This is a genomic window from Streptomyces bungoensis (assembly GCF_001514215.1).
Taxonomy (GTDB): Bacteria; Actinomycetota; Actinomycetes; order Streptomycetales; family Streptomycetaceae; genus Streptomyces; species Streptomyces bungoensis.
Genome location: NZ_KQ948856.1, coordinates 177,537 through 195,885, shown reverse-complemented (window position 1 = coordinate 195,885; position 18,349 = coordinate 177,537). Strand labels below are relative to the sequence as shown.

The window sequence follows — 18,349 nt, the reverse complement described above, 5'->3', positions numbered from 1 at the left end:
CCCGCCGGCGACCGCGGCCCGGGAAGCCGGGCGACTCCCGCGGCCCCGTCCCGGGACGTCCGTGAGCCTGCCGGCGACCCCGGTTCGGAGCACCAGGCGACTCCTGCGCTCCCGTCCCGTGACGCCACCGGTCCTGCCAACGACTCCGGCTCGGAAAGCCAGGCGACTCCCGCGGCCCCGTCCCGGGACGCCACCGAGCGCACCGGCCACCCAGGCCCGGAGCCGCGGGCCACCCCCGCGCCCCCGTCCCGGGACGCCACCGATCCCGCCGGCCACCCCGGCCCGGAAAGCCAGGCGACCCCCGCGACCCCCGACCGGGACACCCCCGAGCGACCCGCGGATCCGCGCCCCGGGCCGGACGGGGGCGAGCCGGGCGCACCGGAAACAGTCCCGGTCGCACCGCCCGGAACCACCGCAGCCAGCCCGCCTCACGCCCCGCAGGGTCGGACCGCGCGGCCCGCGCCCGCGCAGGCGCCCGACGGCGAGGACGCCCGCCCTGAGCCGCCGCGCGGAGACCACGCCGCGGTCCCACCGTCCTCAGGGGCGGCCCGGCCTCCGGCCACCGACCCCACGGCCGGTGCGGAGCAGCCCCCTGCCGTCCCTGCCGCGGGGCACCGGACCGCGCCCGCCGAGCACCGGGCCGTCGCCACGTCCGGGATCGCCAAGGGCGAGCCGCCGCAGCGCCGGCCCAAGGAGCCCGGAGGCGGGCTGCTGATGGGACGGCCGTTCGGGGTCCCGGTGTACGTGGCGCCGAGCTGGTTCCTCGTCGCCGCGCTCATCACCTGGGTCTTCGGCGGCCAGCTCGACCGCGTGCTGCCCGAACTCGGCGCCGCCCGCTACCTGGTCTCCCTCTTCTTCGCCGTCGCCTTCTACGCCTCCGTCCTGGTCCACGAACTGGCCCACACGGTCGCCGCCATCCGCTTCGGACTCCCCGTCCGCCGCATCCAGCTCCAGTTCTTCGGCGGCGTCTCGGAGATCGAGAAGGAGGCCGAGGCCCCCGGCCGCGAGTTCGTCCTCGCCTTCGTCGGCCCCCTGCTCTCCCTCGTCCTCGCCGGCGTCTTCTACCTCGCCATGCAGCCGGTCCGGCCCGACACCGTCCTCGGGGTCCTGCTCGCCGGCCTCATGATCTCCAACCTCATCGTGGCGATCTTCAACCTGCTCCCCGGCCTCCCGCTGGACGGCGGCCGCATGCTCCGCGCCGTCGTCTGGAAGATCACCGGCAAGCCGATGAGCGGCACCGTCGCCGCCGCCTGGGTCGGCCGCGCCCTCGCCCTCTCCGTCCTGGTCGGCCTGCCCCTGGTCAACCACTCCGGCGCCTTCGGCGGCAGCGGCACGGACGTCAACGGCATGGACACGGTCACCGACGCCCTGCTCGCCGCCATCCTCGCCGCGATCATCTGGACCGGCGCCGGCAACAGCCTGCGCATGGCCCGCCTGCGCGAACACCTCCCGGAACTCAAGGCCCGCAGCCTCACCCGCCGCGCCGTACCGGTCGAGAACGACACCCCGCTCTCCGAGGCCCTGCGCCGCGCCAACGCCGCCGGCGCCCGCGCCCTCGTCGTCGTCGACGCCGACGGCCACCCCCTCGCCCTCGTCCGCGAGGCCGCCATCGTCGGCGTACCCGAGCACCGCCGCCCCTGGGTCGCCGTCAGCGGCCTCGCCCAGGAACTCACCGACGGCATGCGCGTCTCCGCCGAGCTGTCCGGCGAGGAACTCCTCGACGCCCTGCGGGCCACCCCGGCCACCGAGTACCTCGTCGTCGAGGAGACCGGCGAGATCTACGGCGTCCTGTCCGCCGCCGACGTGGAACGCGCCTTCGTGAAGGCCATGGCCCGCCCCAGCTAGTGGTCGGCGGCCCGCCCGGCTGCCGGTAGGCTGGTCACATGTCCGAACCGACCGGTGCCGCCCGCAGGCGCGGGCCCTTCAAGGTCGGGGACCAGGTACAGCTGACCGACCCCAAGGGCCGCCACTACACGTTCACGCTCGAAGCCGGGAAGAACTTCCACACCCACAAGGGCTCCTTCCCGCACGACGAACTGATCGGCGCTCCCGAGGGCAGCGTTGTCCGCACCACCGGCAACGTCGCCTACCTCGCGCTGCGCCCCCTGCTCCCCGACTACGTCCTGTCCATGCCCCGCGGGGCAGCCGTCGTCTACCCCAAGGACGCGGGGCAGATCCTCGCCTTCGCCGACATCTTCCCCGGCGCCCGCGTCGTCGAGGCCGGCGTCGGCTCCGGCTCGCTCAGCAGCTTCCTGCTGCGCGCCATCGGCGACCAGGGCATGCTGCACTCCTACGAGCGCCGCGAGGACTTCGCCGACATCGCCCGGCAGAACGTGGAACGCTACTTCGGCGGACCCCACCCCGCCTGGCAGCTCACCGTCGGCGACCTCCAGGACAACCTGTCCGACACCGACGTCGACCGCGTCATCCTCGACATGCTCGCCCCCTGGGAATGCCTCGAGGCCGTCTCCAAGGCCCTCGTCCCCGGCGGCATCCTGTGCTGCTACGTGGCCACCACCACCCAGCTCGCCCGGACCGTGGAGTCCATCCGGGAGATCGGCTGCTTCAACGAGCCGACCGCCTGGGAGACCATGATCCGCAACTGGCACATCGAGGGCCTGGCCGTCCGCCCCGACCACCGCATGATCGGCCACACCGGTTTCCTCCTCACCGCCCGCCGCCTGGCGGACGGCGTCGAGCCCCCCATGCGCCGCCGCCGCCCCGCCAAGGGCGCCTACGGCGAGGACTACGCCGGCCCCAACGCCGACGGCGGCACCGGCCGCTGACAGCCCGCCACCGGACACCACAACGCACGGGCGCCGTGACCGAGTTCCCACCCGACCCGGGAACTCGGCCACGGCGCCCGCGCGTTGACCCGGCACCGGCCGGTGCCGGCCGGCACCGGAAAGGCGCACCACCCGCCCCCGGGCGCGGGCCCACGCCGATCCGTACCGACCCCGCCGTTCCCCCGCACTGTGACGTGTGGCACCATGCTGGCCACCCCACCGGCACAGCCCTCACAGGAGACACTCCTAGTGCAGCAATCCGCCGTTCCGGAGCTCGCCCACACGCACGCCCGGCCCATCCACTGGGTCGCCACCGCGACCGCGGTCGCCGGCGTGATCGCCCTGTCCTCCGTGGCACAGCCCGGTTCGGCCACGGCCGCCCAGGCGGCCCCCGGCACCGAGGCCAAGTCCGCCCCCGCCGCCGCGGCACCGCCCAGTACCACCGGCGTGACCTTCCCCCTGGACTGCGGACCCGTCAAGGCGATCGTCGTCAAGAAGGCCACCGGCGACCTCGACGGCGACGGAAGGCCGGAAACCGTCGCCGTCGTGCACTGCGACGCGCCCATGGGCACCCCGCCCGACGGCGTCTACGTCCTCACCCGCGGCGCCGACAACCCCAAGCCCCGCGTGGTCGCCACCCTCGTCGACCCCAAGGACCGCCGCACCGTCACCGACTTCGCCCTCCGGGCGCGCACCGTCACCGCCACCCTGCTCGGCTACTCCACGGCCGACGTACCCAGTTGCTGCCCCGACCTGAAGATCCCCACCACATGGCGGTGGAACGGCACCGCGTTCGTCCGCTCCACCACCGCCACGGCCCACAGCGTCTGACCCGGCCGCACCGCACCGGTCACCGGGCCCACCCGCGCGTGCCCGGCCGGACGGCCACCGCGGCCCGCGGCACCCCGCGGACCGGCCCGTCCGGCCCCGGCCTACTCCGCGTCCGGCCCGTACACCTCGACACCGTCTTCGGCCCGGCGCACGTGAATGCACTCGCCGGGACACTCCTTCGCCGAGTCCACCACATCAGCCAGCAGCGGCAACGGCACCGGCACCGTCGCCCCCCGGTTCTGCAGCAGCTCGTCGTCCGCGCCCTTCACATACGCCAGCCCGTCGATGTCCAGCTCGAACACCTCAGGGGCGTACTGCGCGCAGATCCCGTCGCCGGTACACAGGTCCTGGTCGATCCAGACCTCCAGCGCCTCGCCGCCCGGGGCCTCCTGCTGCACGGTCACCTCTCCTGCCGTCGGTTCGCCGGACGGCCCGCCCGGCGCGCACGCCAGCCCGGTCCGCTCCAGCGGTTGTTGGACACCCCCGACCCTACCTCCGCCCTCACCTGCCCCACGTTCGGGCGAAACGCGGTTTCCCGCCCGCCCCCGCGGGTACGACCGGGCGACCGGGGAAGGGAGCCCCGGACGCCGGGACGACCACTTCAGGCCGCTCCGAGCGTGACGCCCACCGCCTGAACCGTCGCTCTGCGTGATGAGCGCGCGAGCGCTCACAGCGCTGCCCACCAACCGGACGACCGCCCCGGAACGGACAACTCCGGCCACTCCTGAAGGGTTTTGACCGTTCCCGACCCGGAACAAGCGGCTTCCGAATCACGTTGAGTGGGTATCCCCTCGGCACGAGGGAGAGCGCACCGGGTGACCGACGACACACCTTGACAGTCTCTGTGATCTAGGGGTTTCAATCGTCACCCACCCAGGTAGGGTCTGGAAGCGTCCAGCTCCCCTTGGAGGAGGTGAGGACCGTGGCAGCCCACGACGACGACATGAACCGCGGCATCCGCCCGGGACGAGGGTCCGACGACCCGGCCGGGCAGATCGCCTACCTTGAGCAGGAGATCGCCGTCCTGCGACGCAAGCTCGCCGACTCTCCGCGGCACACGAGGATTCTCGAGGAGCGGATCGTCGAGCTGCAGACCAACCTGGCCGGCGTCTCCGCCCAGAACGAGCGCCTGGCCAACACCCTCCGCGAGGCCCGCGACCAGATCGTGGCCCTCAAGGAAGAGGTCGACCGGCTCGCCCAGCCGCCGGCCGGCTTCGGAGTCTTCCTGCAGGCCAACGAGGACGGCACCGCCGACATCTTCACCGGCGGCCGCAAGCTCCGCGTGAACGTCAGCCCCAGCGTCGACCTCGACGACCTCAGGCGCGGCCAGGAAGTCATGCTCAACGAAGCGCTCAACGTGGTCGAGGCCATGGAGTACGAGCGCGTCGGCGACATCGTCACCCTCAAGGAGATCCTCGAGGACGGCGAACGCGCCCTCGTGCTGGGGCACACCGACGAGGAACGGGTGGTACGGCTCGCCGAGCCGCTGCTGGACGTCACCATCCGCCCCGGCGACGCCCTGCTGCTCGAACCCCGCTCCGGGTACGTCTACGAGGTCGTCCCCAAGAGCGAGGTCGAGGAACTGGTCCTCGAAGAGGTCCCCGACATCGGCTACGAGCAGATCGGCGGCCTCGGCAACCAGATCGAGGCCATCCGCGACGCCGTCGAGCTCCCCTACCTCTACCCCGACCTCTTCAAGGAGCACGAGCTCCGCCCGCCCAAGGGCGTCCTGCTCTACGGCCCCCCCGGATGCGGCAAGACACTCATCGCCAAGGCCGTCGCCAACTCCCTGGCCAAGAAGGTCGCCGAGGTCACCGGCCAGGCCGCCGGCAAGAGCTTCTTCCTCAACATCAAGGGTCCCGAGCTGCTCAACAAGTACGTCGGCGAGACCGAGCGGCAGATCCGCCTGGTCTTCCAGCGTGCCCGCGAGAAGGCCAGCGAGGGCACCCCCGTCATCGTCTTCTTCGACGAGATGGAGTCCCTCTTCCGCACCCGCGGCTCCGGCGTCAGCTCGGACGTGGAGAACACCATCGTCCCCCAGCTCCTCGCCGAGATCGACGGCGTCGAAGGCCTGCAGAACGTGGTCGTCATCGGCGCCTCCAACCGCGAGGACATGATCGACCCCGCCATCCTGCGCCCCGGCCGCCTCGACGTGAAGATCAAGATCGAGCGCCCGGACGCCGAGGCCGCCAAGGACATCTTCGGCAAGTACCTCACCGAGCGTCTCCCGCTCCACGCGGACGATCTCGCCGAGCACAGCGGCGACAAGAGCACCACGGTCCAGGGCATGATCCAGACCGCGGTCGAGCACATGTACGCCGAATCCGAGGAGAACCGCTTCCTGGAGGTCACCTACGCCAACGGCGACAAGGAAGTCCTCTACTTCAAGGACTTCAACTCCGGCGCCATGATCGAGAACATCGTCGGACGCGCCAAGAAGATGGCGATCAAGGACTTCCTCGAGAAGAGCCAGAAGGGCCTCCGCGTCTCCCACCTCCTCCAGGCCTGCGTGGACGAGTTCAAGGAGAACGAGGACCTGCCCAACACCACCAACCCCGACGACTGGGCCCGCATCTCCGGAAAGAAGGGCGAACGGATCGTCTACATCCGCACCCTCATCACCGGAAAGCAGGGCGCCGACACCGGACGCTCCATCGACACGGTGGCGAATACCGGTCAGTACCTGTAACGGCAGGGCGGCTGCGGGTGCCCTCGGCGGGTACCCGCAGCCGACTGTTTTCCAGGCCACGACCGGAGCAGGCAATGACGCAAATGATCTCCCCACCAGCGCAAAGGCGTTCTAGGCTCTTTCCTACCGCCAAGTCGCGCAGTGCGGGGACGGGCACCGCACACGCACCGCACCACCGGCGGTACGCGAGCGGCGCCCACGACCGAGGGCGCCGCCGGGCAAGGAGGGCCGCATGACCGTACGGCGAGTAATGGGCATCGAGACGGAGTACGGGATCTCCGTCCCCGGCCACCCCAACGCCAATGCCATGCTCACCTCGTCCCAGATCGTCAACGCCTACGCGGCGGCGATGCACCGGGCCCGCCGGGCCCGCTGGGACTTCGAGGAGGAGAACCCGCTACGGGACGCACGGGGCTTCGACCTGGCCCGCGAGGCCGCCGACTCCAGCCAGCTCACCGACGAGGACATCGGCCTCGCCAACGTGATCCTCACCAACGGTGCGCGGCTCTACGTCGACCACGCCCACCCGGAGTACAGCGCCCCCGAGGTCACCAACCCGCGCGACGCCGTCCTCTGGGACAAGGCCGGCGAGCGGATCATGGCGGAAGCGGCCGAGCGGGCGGCCCAGCTCCCCGGCGCCCAGCCCATCCACCTCTACAAGAACAACACCGACAACAAGGGCGCCAGCTACGGCACGCACGAGAACTACCTGATGAAGCGGGAGACCCCCTTCTCGGACATCGTGCGCCACCTCACCCCCTTCTTCGTCTCCCGCCAGGTCGTCACCGGCGCCGGCCGCGTCGGCATCGGCCAGGACGGCCACGAGCACGGCTTCCAGCTCAGCCAGCGCGCCGACTACTTCGAGGTCGAGGTGGGCCTCGAGACGACGCTGAAGCGCCCCATCATCAACACCCGGGACGAGCCCCACGCCGACGCGGAGAAGTACCGACGCCTCCACGTGATCATCGGCGACGCGAACCTGTCGGAGATCTCCACCTACCTCAAGCTGGGCACGACCGCGCTCGTCCTGTCCATGATCGAGGACGGCTTCATCGCGGTCGACCTGGCCGTCGACCAGCCCGTACGCACCCTCCACCAGGTCTCGCACGACCCCGGCCTCCAGCGCCTGATCACCCTGCGCAGCGGCCGCACCCTCACCGCGGTCCAGCTCCAGATGGAGTACTACGAGCTGTCCCGCAAGTACGTCGAGGAGCGGTTCGGCGCGGACGCCGACGAGCAGACCAAGGACGTCCTGGCCCGCTGGGAGGACACCCTCACCCGGCTGGAGAACGACCCCATGAGCCTGGCCGGCGAGCTGGACTGGGTTGCCAAGCGCGAGCTCATGGAGGGCTACCGCCGCCGCGACGACCTCGACTGGGACGCGGCCCGCCTCCACCTCGTCGACCTCCAGTACGCCGACGTACGCGCCGAGAAGGGCCTGTACAACCGCCTGGTGGCCCGCGGGCGCATGAAGCGCCTCCTGGACGAGTCCGAGGTCGACAGGGCCCGTACGAAGCCGCCGGAGGACACCCGCGCCTACTTCCGCGGCCGCTGCCTGGAGCAGTACGCGGACGACGTGGCCGCGGCCAGCTGGGACTCGGTCATCTTCGACCTCCCGGGCCGGGACTCGCTGCAGCGCGTCCCAACCCTGGAACCGCTACGCGGAACGCGAAATCACGTCAAGGAGCTGCTGGACCGGTGCCGTACCGCGGAAGACCTGGTCAGGGTGCTGTCGGGCGGCTGAGCAGGGATTGCGGGTACTCGTACCGCCCCGGGCGGGCAGGGTGGAAACCCCACCGCCCGGGAATCATCGAGGTGGCCGCCGCACGTTCCGGAAACTGCGGGGCCGATGTCGGACCCGGCTTGTAGGGTCTGATCATCACCGATCGGCAGGAATGCCGACCTGACGACCATGTCGGGCGATCTGAGCGGGGTGAGGGTTATGGCAACCAAGGACACCGGCGGCGGCCAGGCGAAGGCGACGCACTCGACCGAACAGGCCGAGGAGCAGACGCAGGAGGCGCAGGCTTCGGAGGACCTCAAGGAGCGGCACGAGAAGCTGAGCGACGACGTGGACTCCGTGCTGGACGAGATCGATGACGTACTCGAGGAAAATGCCGAGGATTTCGTGCGCTCATTCGTGCAAAAGGGTGGCGAGTAAAGGATTGTCGGTCGCTTGACCTTCGAAGTGAAGGCGGCGGGGGATTCGGGTGGCTGAGGAATCGGGCAAGCGCTGCGCCAAGTGCAAGCGGGACCGGCCTCTGGAGGCGTTCGCGAGGGGCAGGAATCGACGCGATGGCCTCCAGGCGCACTGCCGGGAGTGTGTGGCGGAATACAGCGCCGCACACTACCGGCGGCGCCGGGAGGCAATCGGAAAACCCGTCCGCGAGAAGGCGGACGTCCCGGACGGGCACAAGCTCTGCCGGGCGTGCGGCGAGGTCAAGCCGCACAGTGAGTGGCATCGCAATGCGACGGCTTCCGACGGCTTGTCGACCCGCTGCAAGGCATGCCGCGCCGAGCGCGGGCGTCAGGACCACCTCAAGCGCCAGTACGGCATCACCGAAGCCGAGCGCGACGAGTTGATCGCCTCCCAAGGAGGCGTCTGTTGTACATGCCTGGCTGCCGTGCCCGCACATGTGGATCACTGCCACAACACGGGTAGGGTCCGAGGCGTACTGTGCTTCAGCTGCAATGCCGCGCTGGGGCAGTTCAAGGATCAGCCCGAGGCCATACGGCGGGCTGCTGCATATGTGGAAGGAAACGCGTGGAAGCCAATCCTCGTAGCACCGGGCGTCTACCAGCTGCCTTCCTGACGCCAGGATCCTCCTCCTTCATGGACTTCCTGTCCGAGCACCAGCCCGAGCTGCTGCCCGGCAAGCGGCAGCTGCCGCCCACGCAGGGGGTGATCGAGGCGCCGCACGGGACGACGATCGTGGCGGTCACCTTCCCCGGGGGCGTCGTGCTCGCCGGTGACCGCCGGGCGACGATGGGCAACGTGATCGCGCAGCGGGACATCGAGAAGGTGTTCCCGGCGGACGAGTACTCCGCGGTCGGCATCGCCGGCACCGCCGGTCTCGCCGTGGAGATGGTCAAGCTCTTCCAGCTGGAGCTGGAGCACTTCGAGAAGGTCGAGGGCGCGCAGCTGTCGCTGGAGGGCAAGGCGAACCGGCTGTCGACGATGATCCGCTCCAACCTCGGCATGGCCATGCAGGGCCTGGCCGTGGTGCCCCTGTTCGCGGGGTACGACGTGGACCGGGAGCGGGGCCGGATCTTCTCGTACGACGTGACGGGCGGCCGTTCCGAGGAGCACCACTTCGCGGCGACGGGCTCGGGCTCGATCTTCGCGCGGGGTGCGATGAAGAAGCTGTTCCGTGACGACCTGACCGAGGAGCAGGCCACGACCCTGGTGGTCCAGGCTCTGTACGACGCGGCTGACGACGACTCGGCGACCGGTGGTCCCGATGTCGCCCGCCGGATCTACCCGATCATCACCGTGATCACCGAGGACGGTTTCCGCCGGCTGACGGAGGAGGAGTCCTCCGGGCTGTCCCGTGCGGTGCTCCAGGGGCGTCTGGAGGAGCCGGACGGCCCGAAGGCCGCCCTGCTCTGAGCGCGGCCCGGTTCTTGGCGAGATGATCACAGTGACCTTGACAGAAAGGGACGGATAACCGGTGTCGACGCCGTTCTATGTCTCACCCCAGCAGGCCATGGCCGACCGGGCGGAGTACGCCCGCAAGGGCATCGCCCGTGGCCGCAGCCTGGTCGTGCTGCAGTACGCCGACGGCATCGTGTTCGTCGGCGAGAACCCGTCCCGTGCGCTGCACAAGTTCAGCGAGATCTACGACCGGATCGGTTTCGCGGCCGCCGGCAAGTACAACGAGTACGAGAACCTGCGGATCGGCGGTGTGCGGTACGCCGATCTGCGCGGGTACACCTACGACCGGGACGACGTGACGGCCCGGGGTCTGGCGAACGTGTACGCGCAGACGCTGGGCACGATCTTCTCCTCGGCGGCCGAGAAGCCGTACGAGGTGGAGCTCGTGGTCGCCGAGGTGGGGGAGACCCCCGAGGGCGACCAGATCTACCGGCTGCCGCACGACGGGTCCATCGTGGACGAGCACGGCTCGGTGGCGGTGGGTGGCAACGCGGAGCAGATCAGCGGCTTCCTGGACCAGCGGCACCGTGACGGGATGTCGCTGGCCGAGGCGCTGAAGCTGGCCGTGCAGGCCCTGTCCCGGGACACGAACGGCAGTGAGCGGGAGATTCCCGCGGAGCGGCTGGAGGTGGCCGTGCTGGACCGTACGCGTCCGCAGAAGCGCAAGTTCAAGCGGATCGTCGGCCGTCAGCTCGCCCGTCTGCTCGAGGCGCAGGGCGCGGCGACCGAGGCGGAGAGCTCGGAGGAGGGTGGCTCCGAGGAGGAGTAGGACCGCTGTTCCGCCTGGTACGCCTCAGGCATCTCGGGCACCTCACCCTGCGCGCCCCGGCCGTTCACGCGGCCGGGGCGCGGTGCGTTCCGGGGTCGTGTCCCGCGCGTGGGTGACCTGCCGCGTCGTGGGCACTCGGGGGCACGGCAGGACGTCGGTGCGGTGAGAGGTGGAGTGTCATGGCTGAGCAGAGGGCGTCCTCGGTTCTCACCGCCCCGGTGCGGGGCGCGGCCTCGGTGCTGGGGCGGCTGCCCGGCGCGGGGACGGTGACCCGGGCCGCGGAGGGCGCGCTGGACAAGGTGGGCGCGGTGTCGCCGCGCGGGCGCCGGATGGCTGTGTACACGGGGGCCGGTGTGCTGGGTGTCGCCGGGGTGGTGGAGTGGCCGGTGGCGCTGACCGGTGCGGCGGTGGCGTGGCTGACGCAGCCGCGGCCGGCGCAGCCTTCCGCGGGGGCCGGTGGGGGCGGCGAGGCGGTGGAGCCGGGTGCGGGGGCGCGGCCGGCGGAGCCCGATGACGAGGCGGTGGTGCGGGCGGCGACGCATGCGGGGCCGCCGGCGCATGAGGGCCCGCAGCGGGCGGGGGGCACGGAATCGCCGCGCGGGGGGCACGGGGGCCCGCTGGGGCCCACGGCGCGGTCTGCTCGTGCGACGCACTGAGGATGCTGGTATGACGTCCACCCTGTTGAGGTCTCCGGCCGCCGCGGTGCGGCTGCTGCCCGTGGCGCGGCGAGCGCTGGCGAGGACGGCCGCTCCTGCCGTGGGGGTGGCGGCGGGTGCGGTGGCCGGTACGGCACGTGCCGGGGTGCGCGGTGCGGACGCGGCGGTGCGGGTGGCGCGGGTCGCCGGGAACGCGCTGCCGGGTGGGGCGGGCCGGTGGCGGGCGGGTGCCCGTCAGCATGTGGCGTTGCGGCCGGCGCACGCGGAGGCGGCGAGGCGGGGGACGGCGCGGTTGGCGCGCCGGGTGGCGGAGGTGGTCGCGGAGCATCCGGACGTGGTGCTGGCGTACTGGGACCAGGGGCTGGCGCGGCTGGTGGTGACGGCGGCCGAGGACGGACTCTCGGACGAGGTGCTGGAGTACGTGCTGGAGGTGGCGGAGCGGCACGGGCTGGTCCTGGCGGACGCCGACGCCGAGGCGGGTGTGCACCCGGGGGATCCGATCGGGGTGCGGGTGGCGGGGGCCGCGCTGGCCGCGGATCTGGTGGGTACGGGTGTGGCGCTGGCGGCGAACGCGTGGCGGTTGCCGCCGTCGCCGCGGGTGGTGACGGCGCTGGTGACGTTCCTGCGGGAGAACCCGCGGGTGCGGTGGGTGCTGCGGGGCAGGCTGGGCGGGCCGGGGATGGATCTGGTGCTGGCCTGTGCGAACGCGGCGGCGCACGGTGCGGGGCAGACTCCGACGTCTTTGCTGCTGGACGGGTCGCTGCGGGTGTGCCAGCTGGCGGACGCGGTGGCGCGTGCCGCCGCGTTCGAGGCGGTGCACGACGAGTTGTGTGCTCCGGACCGGGTGAGTGTCGGGTCGGGTGCGGTGGACGTGGAGCGCCCGCCGCTGCGGGGGACGCCGGCGCAGGAGTACGCGTCGCACGCGGCGATGGGCAGTGTGCTGGGGGCTGCGGCGACGCTGCTGGTGAAGCACGACGTGGCCGAGGCGGCGGAGGCGGTGCTCGCCGGTTCGCCGAAGGCCGCCCGGTACGGTCCGGCCGCGTTCCACGCGGTGCTGGGCGGCGCCCTGGCGCGGGCGGGTGTGCTGGTGCGCAGTCCGGAGCGGCTGTGGCCGCTGGAGACGGCGGGCACGGTGGTGCTGCATCCGAGTGCGCTGTGCAGGGCGGACGGGGAGCCGGATCCGTGGGCGGAGCCGGTGCTGGACGCGGCGCGCCGGGCGGGGCTGAAGGTGGTGCTGGTGGACGATCCGGCGCTGGAGGACTTCACGGGGCTGGCGGATCAGGTGGTGGACGCCCGGCGGCCGCTGGACGACGTGGTGTACGAGGTGCGCCGGGGCGAGGGGGCCGTGATCACGGTGGCCCGGATGCGGTCGGGGCAGGAGCGGGAGGTGCTGGCGGGGCTGCTGGGCAGTGACCTGGCGCTCGCTCTGGCGGACGACGACGGGGCCGTGGTGTGGGGCGCGGATGTCGTGGCGCGGCGTGGTCTGCCGGATGTGTGGCGGGTGCTGCTGGCGGTTCCGGTCGCCCGGGCCGTGGGGCGGCGGTCGCAGATGCTGGCCCGGTCGGGGGCCGCGTTGTCGGGGCTGCTGGTGGCGGTGGGGGAGTCCGGGCGCGGGCGTGGGCGTCTGGCGGTGCTGCCGGGGATGCGGCATGCGCCGGTGGACGTGGCGGCGGCGGGCGCGTTGCTGTCGGGGGTGCGGTCGGCGCTGGGGGTGGCGGTGGCCAGGGCGCCGCATCCGCGGGCACGGGTGCACTGGCACGAGCTGGGGACGAAGGAGGCCCGGGAGCGGCTGGAGCGGGAGCCGGTGGAGGCCGCGCCGACGGGGGTGCGGCGGGTGGCCGAGGGGGTGCGTGGGGCCGCGCGGACGGTGGCGGGGCATCCGGCGGTGGCGCCGTTGCGCTGGGGCGTGCTGCTGGGCCGGGCGGTCCGCGGTGAGCTGCACGATCCGTTGACGCCGGTTCTGGCGGTGGGGTCGGCGGCGTCGGCGATCCTGGGGTCGGTGGTGGACGCTCTGCTGGTCGTGGGCGCGCTGGATCTGAACGCGCTGGTGGGGGGCGTGCAGCGGTTGCGCGCGGAGCGGGCGTTGTCGGGATTGCGGGCGGATCAGAAGCGCAAGGCGCGGGTGGCGCCGTCGGAGGCGGAGGCGCCGGCCGGCGGGACCTACACGGTGGACGCGGGCGGTTTGCGGCCGGGTGACGTGATCGAGCTGAAGGGCGACGACGTGGTGCCCGCCGACGCGCGCCTGCTGTGGGAGGACGGTCTGGAGGTCGACGAGTCGGCGCTGACGGGGGAGTCGCTGCCGGTGCAGAAGCAGACGGCTCCGACGCCGCACGCGGCGGTGGCGGATCGGCGCTGCATGGTGTTCGAGGGCACGACGGTGGTGGCGGGGCAGGGCCGTGGCGTGGTCGTGGACACGGGTGAGCAGACGGAGGCCGCCCGTGCGGTGCATCTGGCGGCTCGGGTGCCGCCGGCGGCGGGGGTGCAGGCCAGGTTGCAGGAGCTGACGCGCAAGGCGCTGCCGTTGACGCTGGCGGGTGGGGCGGCGGTGACGGGGCTGGCGCTGGTGCGGGGTACGCCGATCCGGGAGGCGGTCAGCGGCGGGGTGGCGGTGGCGGTGGCCGCCGTGCCGGAGGGGTTGCCGCTGGTGGCGACGGTGGCGCAGCTGGCTGCGGCCCGGCGGTTGAGCCGGGGCGGTGTGCTGGTGCGGACGCCGCGCACGCTGGAGGCGCTGGGGCGGATGGACACGATCTGCTTCGACAAGACGGGCACGCTGACCGAGAACCGGTTGCGGCTGGTGCGGGTGTCGGATGCCGAGGGTGTGGTGTGCGCGGTGGGGGACGCGCGGGTCGCGGGGACGGTGCGGTCGGCGGCGCGGGCGTGCCCGCGGCTGAACGGCGGGTCGGAGCGGCCGGTGCACGCGACGGACGAGGCGGTGCTGGACGCGGCCGGGCCGGACGAGGAGTGGGTGCAGCTGGAGGGGCGGCCGTTCGAGGCGGCCCGCGGTTACGCGGCCGCCGTGGGCCGGGTCGGGCAGGACCGGGTGCTGGTGGTGAAGGGGGCGCCGGAGACGGTGCTGCCGGCCTGTGCGGAGCTGCCGTCGCACGCGGCGGAGGCGGCTCACGGGCTGGCGGGTGACGGTCTGCGGGTGCTGGCGGTGGCGGAGCGGCGGCTCGCGGAGGGCGAGCGGGAGGCGGACGTCCTGGAGGAGCCGCTGCGGGGCCTGCGGTTCACGGGGCTGCTGGCGCTGTCGGACGTGGCGCGCGAGACGTCCACGGCCCTGGTGCGGGGGCTGTACGAGGCGGGGGTGCGGCCGGTGATGCTCACGGGGGACCATCCGCAGACGGCGCGGGCGATCGCGGCCGAGCTGGGCTGGCCGGCGGACCTGGTGGTGGTGACCGGGGACGAGCTGGCGGCGGCGGACCGTTCGGCGCGGGCCCGGATGCTGCGGGACGCGGGCGTGGTGGCCCGGGTGGCGCCGGAGCAGAAGCTGCAGGTCGTGGAGGCGTTGCGGGACGCGGGCCGGGTGATCGGCATGGTGGGTGACGGCGCCAACGACGCGGCGGCGATCCGGGCCGCGGACATCGGTGTCGGGATCAGCGCGCGGGGTTCTGCTGCCGCGCGCAACGCCGCGGACATCGTGCTGACGGACGACGACCTGACGGTGCTGATCGACGCGATCGGTGAGGGGCGGGCCCTGTGGCACAGCGTCGCGGACGCGATCGCCATCCTGATCGGCGGCAACGCGGGGGAGGTCGGTTTCGGTCTGGTCGGTACGTTGCTGTCGGGCCGGGCGCCGCTGTCGACGCGGCAGATGCTGCTGGTGAACCTGTTCACGGACCTGTTCCCGGCGATGGCGGTGGCGGTGACGCCGAAGGCGGGCGAGGAGGCCGGCCGGCAGACGGGGCCGCGCTCGCCTGAGGACGTGGCGGGCGGGGTGCTGGGGGAGCCGCTGATCCGCCAGATCCGGCACCGGGCGCTGACGACGTGCCTGGGCGCGGTGACGGCCTGGCTGGTGGGCCGGTTCACGCCGGGCACGGCGCGCCGTTCGAGCACGATGGCGCTGTGCGGGGTGGTGGGCACGCAGCTGGCGCAGACGCTGCTGGACCGGCGGGGCAGCCCGCTGGTGCGGTTCACGTCGCTGGGTTCGGCGGTGGCGCTGGTCGCGCTGATCCAGACGCCGGTGGTGACCCGTGCGGTCGGCTGTACGCCGCTGGGTCCGGTGGCGTGGGCGGGTGTCGTCCTGGGCATCGCGGTGGCGCTGGCCGGGCAGCGGGCCCTGCCGCGGCTGGAGCGGGCCGTGGGGCGGCTGGTGCCGGTGCCGGACGCGGGCTAGGTCCTGTCGTCGAGCCCTCGCGCCGCCCGCCCGCGGGGCGGCTCCCGCGGCGTCGGGTGCGTGCTCTGAAGTCCCCGGCCGGAGGCTGGGGGTGCCGGGCCCCCGGCCCTCGTACCGGACGGACTCGGGCCGGGGCCGGGTGCGGCGAGTGGTGGCACCTCCCACGCCCTTCGGGCGGGTGGGGGCGGTCGGGAGTACGACGACAGGGCCTAGGACACCGGTGGCGGCGCGGTGGAGCCGCGGACGACGAGCTGGACGGGGATGTCGCCGGCGTCGGGCTCGCGGCCGTCCAGGACGGCCAGGAGGGCCTCCATGCCGCGTTCGCCGAAGCGCTCGGCGTCCAGCCGTACCGTGGTCAGTTCCGGGTCGAGGGCGGTGGCCAGGGCCAGGTCGTCCAGGCCGGTGACGGAGATGTCGTCCGGTACGGCGAGGCCGAGGCGGCGCAGTGCCTTGTAGGCGCCGGCGGCGAGCTTGTCGTCGTCGCAGACGAGGGCGGTGGGACGGTCTCCGGGCGCGGTGAGGGCGGCGTCGGCGGCGGCCTGGGCGCCGTCGATGGAGATGGGGGCGCGGGCCGTGCTCAGCCGGGTGCCCGGTACGGCGGCCAGGCGGGCGGCCAGTTCGCGGGCGCGGACCTCGAAGGTCCAGGAGGGGACGTCGGCGGCGAGGTGCAGGATGCGGCGGTGGCCGAGGCCGAGCAGGTGGTCGGCGATCTGGCGGACGCCGTCGGCGATGTCGAGGTTGACGGTGGCCGCGCCGAGGCTGCCGTGGGGGTCGCTGTCGAGCATGACGAGGGGGAGCTGGTCGCCGCGGATGGCGGTGAGGGCGTCGGCGGCCATGGAGGAGGCGATGACGCCGTCCAGGGCGGCCTGGGCGGAGGCGAAGGGGTCGCGGGCCGGGCCGATGCCCTCGGGGGAGGGGTAGAGGACGACGCCGAAGCCGTGCCGGGCGGCCACGCGGGCGGCGCCGGTGTAGACGCCGGCGAAGAACTCGGTGGTCAGCGCGGGGACGACGAGCAGGACGGTGCGGGTGCGGCCCAGGCGCAGGTTGCGGGCGGCGAGGTTGGGCCGGTAGCCGAGGTCGCGGGCGGCCTCGCGGACGCGTTCGGCGGTGGTCTCGGAGACGCGGCCGCGCCACTTGTCGCCGAGCACGAGCGAGACGGCCGCCTGGGAGACCCCGGCCGCCTGGGCGACGTCCCGGCTGGTCGGGCGCGTGCTGCTGGGTGCCACCGTGGGGGTGCTCCTCTTGCTGCCGTGGGGTCGTCCGCCTGGACGTGTGACAGCGCACATGGTACGTATGGCAAGCGGGGTTATACGTAAAACGTCGGGCCGTCGAGGCGTCCCGTACGAGCCACGGGAAGGCAGGACATGGCCACGGGATACCTGGAGATACTCCGGGCACGGCACGCGCTGCGGCTGCTCACCGGCACCCTGGTGGGCCGGCTGCCCAACGCGACGGCCGCGATCGCCCTGGTGCTGTTCGTCCGCGCCGAGGGCGGCACCTACAGCCTCGCGGGCGGCCTCGCGGCGGTGTACGGCGTCGCCAACGCGGTCGGCCAGCCGCTGCTCGGCAGGCTGGTCGATCTCCACGGGCAGCCGCGCGTCCAGCTGCCCGCCGCCGTCCTGTCCGCCCTGTCGATGTCCGTCTTCGCCGTCCGCGGTACCGGCTCGCCGGCCCTCGCGTACGCGGCCGTCGCGGCCGCGGGCCTGTTCACCCCGCCCCTGGAGGGCGGCCTGCGCGCCCTGTGGCCCTCCGTGCTGCCCCGCGAGGACCAGGTGCACACCGCGTACGCCATGGACGCGGTCGCCCAGGAGATCATGTTCACCGTCGGACCGCTGCTCGTCACCCTGTGCGTGTCGCTGTGGTCGGCGCGGGCCGCCCTGCTGGTGCTCAGCGCCGTCGGCGTCCTCGGCGCCCTGTGGGTGGTGCTCGCGCCGCCCTCGCGCGCGTGGCGCTCGGCCCCGCGCGAGGCCCACTGGCTGGGCGCCCTGCGCTCGCCGGGCCTGCTCGCCCTGCTCGGCGCCTTCCTGTTCGTCGGGATCGCGCTCGGCTCCATCACGGTCGCCTCGGTGTCGTACGCCGACGGCCACGGCGGCGACGCCGTGTACGGCTGGATGATGGCCGGGATCGGCCTCGGCGCCCTGGTCGGCGGCACCGCCTACGGCGCCCGCCGGTGGAGCGGCGTGCCCGAGCGGCGGCTGCGCCTGCTGGTGGCGCTCCTGGCTGTGTGTTACCTGCCGCTGACGCTGATGCCGGGGGCGGTCGCCATGGTGCTGCTCACCGTGGTCGCGGGGGTGTTCCTCGCGCCCTGCATCGCCTGCGCGTTCATCATCGTCGACCGGCACGCGCCGCGCGGCGCGGTCACCGAGGCCTTCTCCTGGCTGGTGACCACGTTCACCGTCGGCGCCTCCGTCGGAACCGGCCTGGCGGGCCCGGTCGTGCAGGCCGGTGGCGCCCGGTGGGGATTCGTGCTCCCGGGCGCCGCGGGAGCCGTGTCCCTGCTGGTCCTGCTCGCCACCCGGGGGGTCCTCGCAGCTCCCGCGCGGGGCGAGGTTGTTGCGGCTTCACCGGAAAATGATCCAAATCGTGCTGCCGAACCCCGTTTCAGCTCAGGGGATCGGGCGTAATGTTCA

At 73.1% G+C, this 18,349-nt stretch carries 13 protein-coding genes and 1 pseudogene; 12 read left to right on the top strand and 2 right to left on the bottom strand.

Going from position 1 to position 18,349, the window contains the following annotated elements:
- Positions 1-225: 225 nt before the first annotated feature.
- From AQJ66_RS40850 to AQJ66_RS15385, 3 genes and pseudogenes are all read left to right on the top strand, one after another.
- Positions 226-1,845, top strand: a pseudogene (locus AQJ66_RS40850) (site-2 protease family protein); the annotation flags it as partial.
- A gap of 38 nt (positions 1,846-1,883) precedes the next feature.
- Positions 1,884-2,786 (top strand): tRNA (adenine-N1)-methyltransferase, encoded by a 903-nt coding sequence (locus AQJ66_RS15390; RefSeq protein ID WP_061921269.1) that lies wholly within the window; start codon positions 1,884-1,886, stop codon positions 2,784-2,786.
- 249 nt (positions 2,787-3,035) lie between these two features.
- Entirely contained in the window at positions 3,036-3,617 is a 582-nt protein-coding gene (locus AQJ66_RS15385; RefSeq protein WP_061921264.1) for a hypothetical protein, read from the top strand.
- 101 nt (positions 3,618-3,718) lie between these two features.
- On the opposite strand, the gene AQJ66_RS15380 is transcribed toward AQJ66_RS15385, so the two are convergent.
- On the bottom strand, positions 3,719-4,021 hold the full coding sequence (locus AQJ66_RS15380) for a ferredoxin (RefSeq protein WP_061921261.1): 303 nt from the start codon (positions 4,019-4,021) through the stop codon (positions 3,719-3,721).
- A gap of 518 nt (positions 4,022-4,539) precedes the next feature.
- Between AQJ66_RS15380 and arc the strand changes: the two genes are divergently transcribed.
- The 8 genes from arc to AQJ66_RS15345 all read left to right on the top strand — a co-directional run bounded on the left by arc (position 4,540) and on the right by AQJ66_RS15345 (position 15,719).
- Entirely contained in the window at positions 4,540-6,306 is a 1,767-nt protein-coding gene (arc, locus tag AQJ66_RS15375) for a proteasome ATPase (RefSeq protein ID WP_061921258.1), read from the top strand.
- 232 nt (positions 6,307-6,538) lie between these two features.
- Positions 6,539-8,050, top strand: a complete 1,512-nt coding sequence (gene dop / locus AQJ66_RS15370) for a depupylase/deamidase Dop (protein WP_341849413.1) — start codon at positions 6,539-6,541, stop codon at positions 8,048-8,050.
- 198 nt (positions 8,051-8,248) lie between these two features.
- The gene (locus AQJ66_RS15365) at positions 8,249-8,467 is read left to right on the top strand and encodes a ubiquitin-like protein Pup (RefSeq protein ID WP_061921720.1); all 219 of its coding nucleotides are present in this window, start codon (positions 8,249-8,251) and stop codon (positions 8,465-8,467) included.
- Positions 8,468-8,516: 49 nt separating this feature from the next.
- Positions 8,517-9,119: an endonuclease VII domain-containing protein gene (locus AQJ66_RS37280; protein WP_079060233.1), complete on the top strand. Its 603-nt coding sequence runs from the start codon at positions 8,517-8,519 to the stop codon at positions 9,117-9,119.
- Positions 9,071-9,916 (top strand): proteasome subunit beta, encoded by an 846-nt coding sequence (gene prcB, locus AQJ66_RS15360; RefSeq protein ID WP_061921251.1) that lies wholly within the window; start codon positions 9,071-9,073, stop codon positions 9,914-9,916. Before AQJ66_RS37280 ends, prcB begins: the two co-directional genes overlap by 49 nt.
- A 61-nt stretch (positions 9,917-9,977) precedes the next feature.
- The gene (gene prcA / locus AQJ66_RS15355) at positions 9,978-10,730 is read left to right on the top strand and encodes a proteasome subunit alpha (RefSeq protein ID WP_061921249.1); all 753 of its coding nucleotides are present in this window, start codon (positions 9,978-9,980) and stop codon (positions 10,728-10,730) included.
- 179 nt (positions 10,731-10,909) lie between these two features.
- Entirely contained in the window at positions 10,910-11,386 is a 477-nt protein-coding gene (locus AQJ66_RS40055) for a hypothetical protein (RefSeq protein WP_244162832.1), read from the top strand.
- Positions 11,387-11,396: 10 nt separating this feature from the next.
- Entirely contained in the window at positions 11,397-15,719 is a 4,323-nt protein-coding gene (locus AQJ66_RS15345; RefSeq protein ID WP_061921246.1) for a cation-translocating P-type ATPase, read from the top strand.
- Positions 15,720-15,928: 209 nt separating this feature from the next.
- On the opposite strand, the gene AQJ66_RS15340 is transcribed toward AQJ66_RS15345, so the two are convergent.
- Complete coding sequence (locus AQJ66_RS15340; protein WP_061921243.1) at positions 15,929-16,945, bottom strand: LacI family DNA-binding transcriptional regulator; 1,017 nt, start codon at positions 16,943-16,945, stop codon at positions 15,929-15,931.
- Positions 16,946-17,083: 138 nt separating this feature from the next.
- On the opposite strand from AQJ66_RS15340, the gene AQJ66_RS15335 reads away from it, so the two are divergent.
- Positions 17,084-18,343: an MFS transporter gene (locus AQJ66_RS15335; protein ID WP_061921240.1), complete on the top strand. Its 1,260-nt coding sequence runs from the start codon at positions 17,084-17,086 to the stop codon at positions 18,341-18,343.
- The last annotated feature ends 6 nt before the right edge of the window (positions 18,344-18,349 follow it).